This is a genomic window from Nonomuraea sp. NPDC049725 (assembly GCF_040674795.1).
GTDB classification, from domain to species: Bacteria; Actinomycetota; Actinomycetes; order Streptosporangiales; family Streptosporangiaceae; genus Nonomuraea; species Nonomuraea ceibae.
Map to the genome: position 1 here is coordinate 416,890 of NZ_JBFANJ010000009.1, position 9,898 is coordinate 426,787.

Annotated in this window: 5 protein-coding genes; 4 read left to right on the forward strand and 1 reads right to left on the reverse strand. The window is 73.0% G+C overall.

Features of this window, described 5'->3' with window-relative positions; all coding sequences use genetic code 11:
• Positions 1-672: 672 nt before the first annotated feature.
• The 3 genes from AB0J53_RS25340 (at position 673) to AB0J53_RS25350 (ending at position 6,171) form a co-directional block, all read left to right on the forward strand.
• Entirely contained in the window at positions 673-3,642 is a 2,970-nt protein-coding gene (locus AB0J53_RS25340) for a LuxR C-terminal-related transcriptional regulator (protein ID WP_364176435.1), read from the forward strand.
• A gap of 89 nt (positions 3,643-3,731) precedes the next feature.
• Complete coding sequence (locus tag AB0J53_RS25345; protein WP_364176438.1) at positions 3,732-4,613, forward strand: type II CAAX endopeptidase family protein; 882 nt, start codon at positions 3,732-3,734, stop codon at positions 4,611-4,613.
• Between the two features lie 247 nt (positions 4,614-4,860).
• Positions 4,861-6,171 carry an aspartyl protease family protein gene (locus AB0J53_RS25350; RefSeq protein WP_364176441.1) on the forward strand — a complete coding sequence of 437 codons (1,311 nt, stop codon included), beginning with the start codon at positions 4,861-4,863 and terminating at the stop codon, positions 6,169-6,171.
• A 152-nt stretch (positions 6,172-6,323) separates the two neighbouring features.
• Here the strand turns inward: AB0J53_RS25350 and AB0J53_RS25355 are convergent, their stop codons facing one another.
• Positions 6,324-7,322 carry a hypothetical protein gene (locus tag AB0J53_RS25355; protein ID WP_364176443.1) on the reverse strand — a complete coding sequence of 333 codons (999 nt, stop codon included), beginning with the start codon at positions 7,320-7,322 and terminating at the stop codon, positions 6,324-6,326.
• A gap of 45 nt (positions 7,323-7,367) precedes the next feature.
• Between AB0J53_RS25355 and AB0J53_RS25360 the strand changes: the two genes are divergently transcribed.
• A partial coding sequence (locus tag AB0J53_RS25360) for a HEAT repeat domain-containing protein (protein WP_364176445.1) occupies positions 7,368-9,898 on the forward strand: 2,531 nt, incomplete at its 3' end.

The window sequence follows — 9,898 nt, forward strand, 5'->3', positions numbered from 1 at the left end:
CGCAACCCGCTGTCCGGCCATCGTGAACTGCAGCGGGAACACCCGATAGGTGGCGGGAGTCGTTGAGCGAGGAGACCGGCAGGATGGGCGGGGTGGTGTCCACACGCAGCCGGTGCCGCGGCGGGAGTGGTCACGGTGCCCGGGTGGCAGCACGGCAAGGTCGCCGAGCAGGGCGGCACCGAGCTGGTTCCGGACCAGAGCCCGGGTAACGGCCGAGCACCAGGACGGGGTGTCGACGCGGTCGGCCGGTAGCCTCCGTGTTACCTGCTGCACGGCTTTGACCGGCCCCTCCGGCTTGCCGGGATCAGCGAGGCGGAGGGTCTGGCGGCTGCGGGTCCTCGTTCGGCTCCCCGGGAACCCGTTGGGGGAGACCGGTTCCGGTAGGCCATGTTCGGCAGCGGTGACCGCGGTACTGTGGCCGAACAGGTGCTTGCGCCTCGGACGCCGCGGATTTCACCGTCCTCTTGTCTGGTTGGAGAACGGGGGAGTGTCTGACCGGTCGAGAGGGACGCAGACGCTCTCACGCGGCCGCTGCTGTTCCCTGAGATCACCCACGTGCTCCGTGATGACGGCGTTCTGGTCAGCGTCAGTCATTTCGCTGTCGGCGGCCCGCTGTTCGAGTCACCGGCACGGCGCCTGGAACGACTGTTCCGATGAGTCGGAAGGTGGGCGATGGCGGAGTTGCCGGTGATCCGGGACGGGCTGCTCGGCATCGCGCCAGGCCGGCCCGGGATCGCGGTCGGAACCCCGCAATGGCGCGCCTGGCTGGCCGAAGCCACCGCGTTCGCCGTCGAGCATCCGGCGGGAGGCTTCACCGTGCGCCGGGAGACGTCCGGCAATGGACGCGGCACGGGCTACTGGCGGGCCCATCGACGCGTCCTGGGCGTCCGGCGGCGGGTCTACCTGGGCGGTTCGCATCAGGTGACCGCGAAAGCGCTGGACGCCGCGGGCCACGCGCTCGCCGCGGCGTCGTACAGCGAGCCGATCGAGGCCACCAAGGTCGGTGTTCCGCCGGCGCGTACGGGCGCGGTGGCCCGGCCACAGCTCTACGCCGCCTTGGACCGTGCGGCCAGGCTGCCGCTGGCGCTCGTCTGCGCGCCCGCCGGGTCCGGGAAGACGACGACGCTGGCGGCCTGGGCGGCGACCACGTCGGCACGCGTGGCCTGGCTGTCCCTGGACCGCGACGACAACGATCCCGTGACGTTCTGCCGGGGACTCGCCGCCGCGCTCGACGTCACGATGCCGGCCACCGCCATCCACTCCCGCCCGGCCCTGCGCCGCCGCTTCGCCGGCCTGATCAACGAACTGGCCGGCCGGCCCGGCGACCTGGTCCTGGTGCTGGACGACTATCACCTCATCGGCTCGGCCGACCTGCACGATGCCGTCGCCCACCTCGTCGAGCGCCTGCCGCCACGCATTCATCTGATCATCGCGACCCGCTACCCTCCACCCCTGCCGTTGGCGGCCTGGCGGGCCAAGCACCGGATGTGCGATCTGGACGCCGCACGCTTGCGCTTCACCACCACGGAGACAGCGGCGTTCCTGGGCGAGACGATGGGCCTGCGCCTCGGCGCCCGGACCGTCGCCGACCTGCACGCGCGGACCGAAGGCTGGCCCGCCGGTCTGCAACTGGCCGCGCTGGCCCTGGGGCGGGGCGTGCCCGCCGGGCACGAGATCGCCGCCGCCACCGGAGACCTGGACGACTACCTGGTCACCGAGGTGCTGGACGGACTGCCTGACGAAACCCGGCGGTTCGTCCTGGCCACCTGTGTCCTGTCCAGGTTGACTCCCGCATTGTGTGACGCGCTGACCGGCCGGACCGACGGCGCTCAAGCCCTGCCCGCGCTCGCCGGCAGCGGCCTGTTCCTGGTCCCACTTGACGCGAGCGGCAACTGGTACCGCTACCACCAGCTGTTCGCCGCGGCCGTGCGGCGGTACCTGGTCCGGCGGCGTCCCGAGCTGCTCCCGGAGTTGCATCGGCGCGCGGCCGACTGGCACGGGTCGGCTGGGGACCTGCGCGAAGCGGTCGAGCACGCCCTTGCCGGAGACGATCCGCACGCTGCGGCCCGGCTGCTGGCCAGGCTGGCCGAGCACGACGGCGGACTCTGGCTGGAGCACGCCCGGCTCAGCCGTTGGCTGGGCAGGCTGCCCGAGCCGACGCCGGCCGACAACCCGGTGCTGTGCCTGCTCGTCTCTTTCACCCTCATCCACGGGTCGCTCCGGGAGGGGGCATGCTCCCATCCGTACGCGACGGACGATCCCGCCGCTTGGCTGGCGCGGGTGGACGCCGCCCGCCTGCCGCCGAAGGCGCGCGCCCTCCATGCCACGATCCTCGCGCACTGCCTCTTCCTCGACGGATCACCCGCGGCGGCGATCGACGCCGCGCAGGCGGCCCTCAACGAGCCGTACCTGACCGAGCCGGGCATGCGTCTCCAGACGGTGCTCCGGCTGACCGACCCGCTGGGCCACGGGGTCCAGGAAGGTCCTGTCCGGCGCGCCCAGCAGGAGTGCGCCCGTCTGAGCCGGTCCGAACACGACGTGACGCACCGCCTGGACGCACTGCTGGTGCTCGCGCAGGCGCATCTGTGCCGCGGCGACCTACGGCGGGCGATGGCGAGCTGCCGGGAGTCCGCCGCGCTGGCGGCGGCTCGGCGCGTCGAGCCCGATGAGCACCTGGCCGCGGCCCCGCTGGTGATGGTGGAGGCACTGTTGGAGGGTCACCGGATCGGCGAGGCCATGGCACACGCCCCCGACCTCCAGGCCGCGACAGACCACCACGATCCCGGAGTACGGCTGCACGGATACCGGGCCGCGGCCGACCTCTGCCTGGCCCGCGGCGATGAGCCGGGAACGCTCCGCGCATTCGACGCGATGGCGGACTACATCGCTGGAACGCCGGGCCTGGACAATCCCGGCTTCGGCGCCGCCGCGCGCCGGTCGGCGACGGCCCGGAGAGCGTACGCGCTGCTGACGTTCGGACACCTGGCCGCGGCCGAGCACACGCTCACTCAGGCCCGAGCCATCACCGTGGCCGGCGGCGAACCTCCGGCGGGGCTGCGCCTCTACGAGGAACTGATCGCCGCCCAGATCGCGCTGGCCGGACGCGACTGGGCCACCGCGGACGCGATCGCCTCCCAGGCGATGACGCGGCACGCCGACGTCGTCTGCGCCGCCTCCCACCTGCGGCTGCGGGTGGTTGCGGCGCTGGCTCGGCAGGCAGCCGGCGATCGGCGCCGGGCACTGGCGGCCCTCGCCGGAGCGCTCGCGCAGGCGGCGCCGGGCGCGTACCTCAGATCGTTCGCCGAGCATGGCGATGACCTGGCCCCCCTGCTCGCCGAGGCGGCAGGCAAGGCGCGGCAGCTCGCCGTCCAGGAACGCTTCACCCGCCAGGCCTACCTGGCCTGCACCGGCGCCGTAGGCGCCAAGCCCGGGGCACCGGAGCTGACCAGCCGCGAGATCGAGGTGCTGAGCCTGCTGACCGAAGGACTGTCCGCACCGCAGGTGGGCGAGCGCCTGGGCCTGGCGCCCAGCACGGTGCGGTCCCACCTGGAACGCGTCTATGCCAAACTCGGCGCCCACACCGGTCCACAGGCGGTGGCCCGCGCCATCCGCCTGGGTCTGCTCCCCGGACCCGTTAGGTAGGAGCGCCGATGTTCGGCCCGCCGGCTACCGGGCGGTATTAGGGCAATCGCCGGAGGCAGCACACTGGTCACATCCCTACCTTGTCTCCGGTGACTTCGAACCCATCGCCCACCTCCCATGGCACCGACACACGCACCGAGCCACCGCATGCGCTGTGGATGTTCTTCGCCCTCGCCTTCGCCTTCAGCTGGCTGCTCTACCTGCCGATCGTGCTCTCCGACGATGGACTGGGCCTCCTGCCGATCGGCAAGGACAGCTGGCTGCTGGACGTCTGTGTGATCGCGGGCTCGTTCGGCCCGCTGGTCGCGGCCCTGGTGACGCTGCGCACCACCGCGGGCCGGGGCGCGGTGCGGAGCCTGCTGCGGGGGCTGCGATCCTGGCGGTTGCCGGCGCGCTGGTACGTCCTGGTGATCGGCGGCGTCCTCGCGGTGCCGGTGATCGCCGCCTTCGCCATCCCGGGCACCGCCGCTCACTTCACGTTCTCGGCGGACGTGGTGCCGTCACTGGTCATCATGTTCCTGACGGTGCAGCTCGTCATCGGGGCGCTCGGCGAGGAGCCGGGCTGGCGCGGATATGCCCTGCCCAGGCTGCAACAGCGGTACGGCCCGCTGCCCGCCTCCCTCATCCTCGGACTGATGTGGGGCGGCTGGCACCTACCGCTGTTCGCGTCGTCGGCATGGGCGGACCCGAAGGGCGGCGCCACCCCGGGCGCCATCGTGCAGTTCCTGCTGCTGACCACGGTCCTGACCGTCTTCATGACCTGGGTGTTCAACAACACCGGCGGCAGCCTACTGATCATGGTGCTCCTCCACGACGCGTTCAACTCGGGCATGAACGCGGTCAGCGACCTCTTCGACGGCTCCCCCATGACCCGGAGCTACGTGCTCCTGCCCTCGATGATCGGCTTCGGCGTACTGGCGGTCCTCGTCCTGCTCACCACTCGCGCCAGGCTGTCGCAGCGACGCTCCTGACCGGACGGGTCCGCCGAGCGTGGCACAGATCGCCGCGTCCACGAGCAGAACCCCAGAGCGCTCCACAACGGTAGCGGCAACCTGCATCGACCCCGAAAGGGCCACCGTGCGTCTCGAACGCGCTCGGAGACCGCTGCGGACACGCGAGGGAAACGCCAGGGAAACACGTCGTCCCGTTGGGTGAGTTCGCGACTCACGCCTCATCTCGGCGGCGTGACCCGTCCAACGACGACGTGAGGACCCAGGCATGACCCCTCCAGCCGATCCCCGTACCCCCGGCCGCCGCGCGTTCCTGCGGCGGACGGGGCTGGCCGTGATCGCCGGCGCGAGCCTTCCCCTGCTGCCTTCCGCTCCGAGCCCGGCGTTCGCCTCCGCGGCCGACCCTGATCAGCTGTTCAAGGCGGGCAGGTTCGCCGAGGCCGAGCGCGGCTATCGCCGTCTCCTGCGCGAGGATCTGCGGAACGCGCACGCGTACGCCCAGGTCGGATACCTCGCCCTGCTGTGCAACCGGTTCGGTGACGCCGAGCGGCATCTGTCGAAGGCCGTCGCCCTGGACTCCCGCGACATCGTCTCCACACAACGGCTCGCCGAGACCTTCGTACGGCAGGACCAGTTCGCCCGCGCGGTCACGCTGCTCAAGAGCACGGGCCGTCCCCGTGACAAGGGCCTCGTCGAGCAGTACTCGCGGATCAGCGGCACACCGTGGCAGATACACGGCGCGCAGAGCACGCGGGTGCCGTTCCTCACCCTGGACCCGGTGCCTGCGGTGGAAGCCTCGGTGAACGGCGGGCCGCCCGCGAAGTTCTGGCTCGACACGTACGCGACTCTCGACCTGTCACAGGAGGCGGCGGAAGCGGCGGGGCTGCGCGCGGTGGCCGAGCTGCCCGGAGGGGTCGCCGACGCCCATCCCATCACCATCTACCTGGGCATTCTGGAATCGTTCCGGATCGGGAACATTGAGATCCGCAACCTGCCGGTGCAGTGGAGCGACGTGCAGCGGCCACCGCTTCCCGACGGCTCACAGGTGGCCGGCGCCTTCGGCACCACGATCTTCTACCACTTCCTGACCACGATGGACTACGCGGGCAGGGCTCTGATCCTGCGGCGGAAAACCGTGAAAGCGCCGCGTCCGCGCGCCCGAGGTGACCGCCTCCCGCTGTGGCTGGCCGGCGACCACTTCCCCTGCACGGTCGGCAGCCTGGGCGACTACGGCCCGCGCATGGTCACCGTCGACACCGGCGGCATCGGCAGTGCCATCGACACGACGGCGGAGATCGCCGAACGGGTGGACGGATTCGAGGTGGACTACGCCCACCCGAACGAGCGGTTCGGCATCAAGAGCTACCCGATCACGGCCGAGCGGATCAGCCTCGGCCGGGCGGTCAGGCACGGCGTGCGAGGCCTCGCCTTCGAGAAGGCCATTCCCGGTTTCCCAGGTCCCGGCCAGTCGGAGCCGTTCGGTTTCGACCTGATCGCCAACTTCACCCACGAGTTCTTCAAGCCGTTCGCCATCACCTTCGACTACACCGACATGCACCTGTACATCACGCGCGGGTGAGCTTGCGCCGCCCTGCGATCGATCACCAGCCAGGCTGGGTGAACAACCCGGCTTCCGTTCGAGTGAGGTGCTCAGCCGAGCGCGGCGAGCTCGCCCCGGGAGGCTTGAGGCAGGCCTTGTGCAGTGCGCAGTGATACGCCGTGGGTGTCCGGTCAGCGGTGGGTGGGCAGGCCGAGCCCGAGCAGGTGCACGGGGGGCGAGATCACCGACTGCGAAAGGTCCGCGAACGGCACGCCGTACGTTCTCAGCGCGGCGACGAGCAGCCGGGCGGCGGTCCGGGCCTCTTCGGGCCCGAACGCGGGGAAGTGGCGGATCAGCCGGCCCTCGGTGTCGGGCGAGTCCGGCCGCGACCAGCCGAGCCCGATCAGGTCGCTCTCCCAGGTGGGGCCGGGTTCGGCGGGGATGGCGGCCTGGATCTCCAGGCCCCACGCCGGGTCGGTGGTCCACTGCGCGTAGGCGCGCTCGCGAGGGGTGCGGATGACCGCGGTGAAGTGGCTCGACGGCTCCAGGAGGGCGAAGTCGGCGACGACCGAGTGCAGGGTCCTGGCCAGCCGTTCCTCGAACTCCGCCCAGCCATCGGCGGTGTAGCCGCCGGGGATGAACAGGTCGGTCGCCTCCGGCTGCCGGCCGACCATCTGCCAGTAGCCGAGCTGCCCGAGCCCGTCCTCCGCCTCGGCCCACTGCGCGGTGCGGTACTCGTCCTTCTCGACCGCCTCGGCGGGGCAGGCTCGCAGGTAGGCGGCATTGTGGATCCGTTCCAGCTCCAGCAGCCGGACGGGGCCACGCCAGCGCAGCAGCGGCCCCGGTCCGCGCAGGAGGGACGGCGGGCCGAGCAACTCCTCCAGGAACGAACGCAGGGCGAGGAAGAGCTCGTCGCCCTGCCCGGCGCGCAGCGAGACTTGGGTGCGGACGTCGTCGGCGCCGTGCCGGGCGAAGGTTCCGCTCTCAGGGCCGAGGACGGTGTCGTACTCCTCGGCGCGATACAGCCTGGGGAACCGGGCGCGCCTGGCCTCCTTCTCGGGGGAGTGGACCGCGGCCTGCCAGCCGAGGTGCTCACGGGCGCGGCCGAAGGCGGCGTCGTCCCACCCGGTCAGGTCAAGGGTGGCGAAGCGGCGGACGAGCTCGCGGAGCTCGGCGTCGTCGGGTGTCATGCCGGGTGATCCTAGCCGGGGCCCGTCGTGGGGCCGGTGCGTGGCATGCGCCAGACTCGTCTGGTGGAGGCCGGAGAGCGGGACGTGGTGGCGGGGCCGGACGCGGTGAACTGGTCGGTGGTGCTCGATCCCGGCACCGCCGCCGGATACGGGCCGACGCTCGTGACCGACCTGTGGCGGGTCGAGGCGGCCGAGGCGGCGGTCCGGACGTTGCGCCGGGTCTGTGGTGTGGGCGAGTACCTCTATCCGGCGGCCGGCGAGCTGCTCCCCTTCATGGCCGTGGCCGCCGCCGACCCGGCCGTGCCGGTCCGTGCCCTGCTCGTCGAGTCGATCGGGGAGATCGCCGCGACCGCCGTCCGCGCGGAGGCCCTCGGCCGGTCGGTGCGGCTGCCCGCGATGGCCTTCCTGCGGACCGGTCCCGGCCCGTCGGCTGCCTCGCAAGCACGCCGGGTTTCGGCCGCCGGCTGGCCGCGCGTCTGGGACCGCGTCGTCACCGGCCTGTGCGCGTTGCTGGACGACCCTGCCCAGCAGGTACGGCGGTGCACTGCGGTCGCCCTGACGCAGGCGACCGGCCGGGCCGAGGAGGTCACCCGGCTCCTCCAGTCCCGCTGCGCCGTCGAGCACGACCCCGTGGTGGCCGAACACCTCCTCGCCGCCCTCGGCGAACTCGCCACCCACGTGACGGAACCACGCCGGCGGGAGATCGTGACCTGGCTCCGCGCCCACCTGAAACCAGGGGACGCGGCGTCGGCCCAGGAGGATCCCCCCCCGTCCTCGCACGACTCCCATCCGATCTTCGCGGATCCGCATCCGGCTCCGGAGGGCAGGCGCCCTGCGGATCGTCCTCACCCGAACCGAGGCGACGGGTCCTCGGCAGGCGGCGGGCGGCCGGAGGTCCGGGTGGCCGCGGTGCGGGCATTGCGGCGCGTGCTGCCCGGCCAGGACGACCCGGCCTACGCCCGAGCGGTGGCTGAGGTGCTGCTCGACCCCGGCTGGAGGCCCTCGACCCGGCGCGCCGACCTCTTCGACCTGCAGGCCTCGGAGGTGCGCGGCATCGGCGAGCTCCTGGGCGAAGACCTGCCCGGCCTCCTGGGCCTCGCTCGCGCCCTGCTGAGCCACGACCGCCCGGAGCACCGAACCGGCGGCCTGGAGCTCGCCGCCGCCCTCCTGGCCGACCGGCGTTCGGCGGTCCCGGCCCTGCTGCCGGTCCTGGCCGGGCTGGTCGACGACCCACTCGCCGCCAACCGCGCCCTGGCCCTGCGAATCCTGGCCATGTGCGGATCCGCCTCCCGCCCCTGGGCCGACGCCGCAGCCGCGCACGCGACGCCGGCCGGCGAGCCGGATCCGCTGGTCCGGACTCAGGCGTTGTGGGCACTGGCCAAGATGGGCGACGACCGGTGCGTGCCCTTGCTGGCCGTACGGATGGCCGCCGGCCCGCGCCGGGAACGGCGGGACGGCTTCCGCGACTGGTTGCCGCTGTCCAACGTGGGCCGCTGGAGCGACCTGGAGCTGAACTTCTGCGAGCTGCTCACCCCCCTGCACGCCCACCACCGCGACCTGCTGCTCCCCTTGATGGCCAAGATGGCGGCCCGGCACGACCGGCGCCACTACCCCCTCGTCCTGGCCGCCTGGCACCGGGCGGGCGTCCCGGTGGTGCCCGGCCTGGTCGAGCTGCTCGACACCGGGTACGCGCTCTGGGCGGCGCACGCGCTCGGGGCGATCAGCCCCGGCCCGGTGGCGGCCGGCCGCGAACGCGGGCTGCGCAGGCTCCTCGGCCCTCTCGATCCCGGGGGCCGGGATCCGGCGCGCATCGACCCTCTGATCCACTGGCGGCTGACGGGGGACGCCGAACCCGTCCTCGCCGCGCTGGACGGCGAGGACACGGCCTCCTGGTACCGCGCGGAGATCTACGCCGAGCTGGGACCGGCGGCGGCCGGGGGAGCGGAGTGGCTACGGCAGGAACTGCGGACCCTGCCCCCTCTGGCAGGCATGCGCCACCTGCGGGCCCTGTGGCGGGTCACCGGCGACTCCGACGAGGTCGTGCCCGCGTTGCTGGCGCTGACCGCCCCAGGCACGGGCGCTTCCGACGCCGCCCCGGCGTTGATCACCCTCACGGAGATCGCCCCGACCGGCGAGGTCCTGGACCGCCTCCGGAACCTGATCCACCAGCCCCGCCGCCTCGGCCACCGGCACACCCTCGCCCTGGCCCGCGCGCTGTGGCGGCACAGCCGCCGCGCCGAGGAGATCGTGCCCGCTCTGGTGACCCTGGTGGAGCAGCTCAGCGAGCCCAGCGGGTGGTTGCCGCACAGCCGGCTGGAGCCGCTGGCCCTGCTCGCGGAGGTCGCCGCCGCCGACCCCGAGGGCGTCGCCCCGGCTCTGCCCCGGCTCCGCGCGCTCCTCGACCCCGACCGGCGCCCGTTCACCTACCGCAACTGGCGCCCCGTCGAACGGCGGCACTGGCGCTCCGTCGAGGACGACGAGGCTCTCCGCGCCGCGGGCCCGGGGGCTCGTGGGGGGGGGCGAAGGGCGGGGGGGGGGGCGCCGGGCCGCCGGGGCGGGGGGGGTTGCGTTGCGGT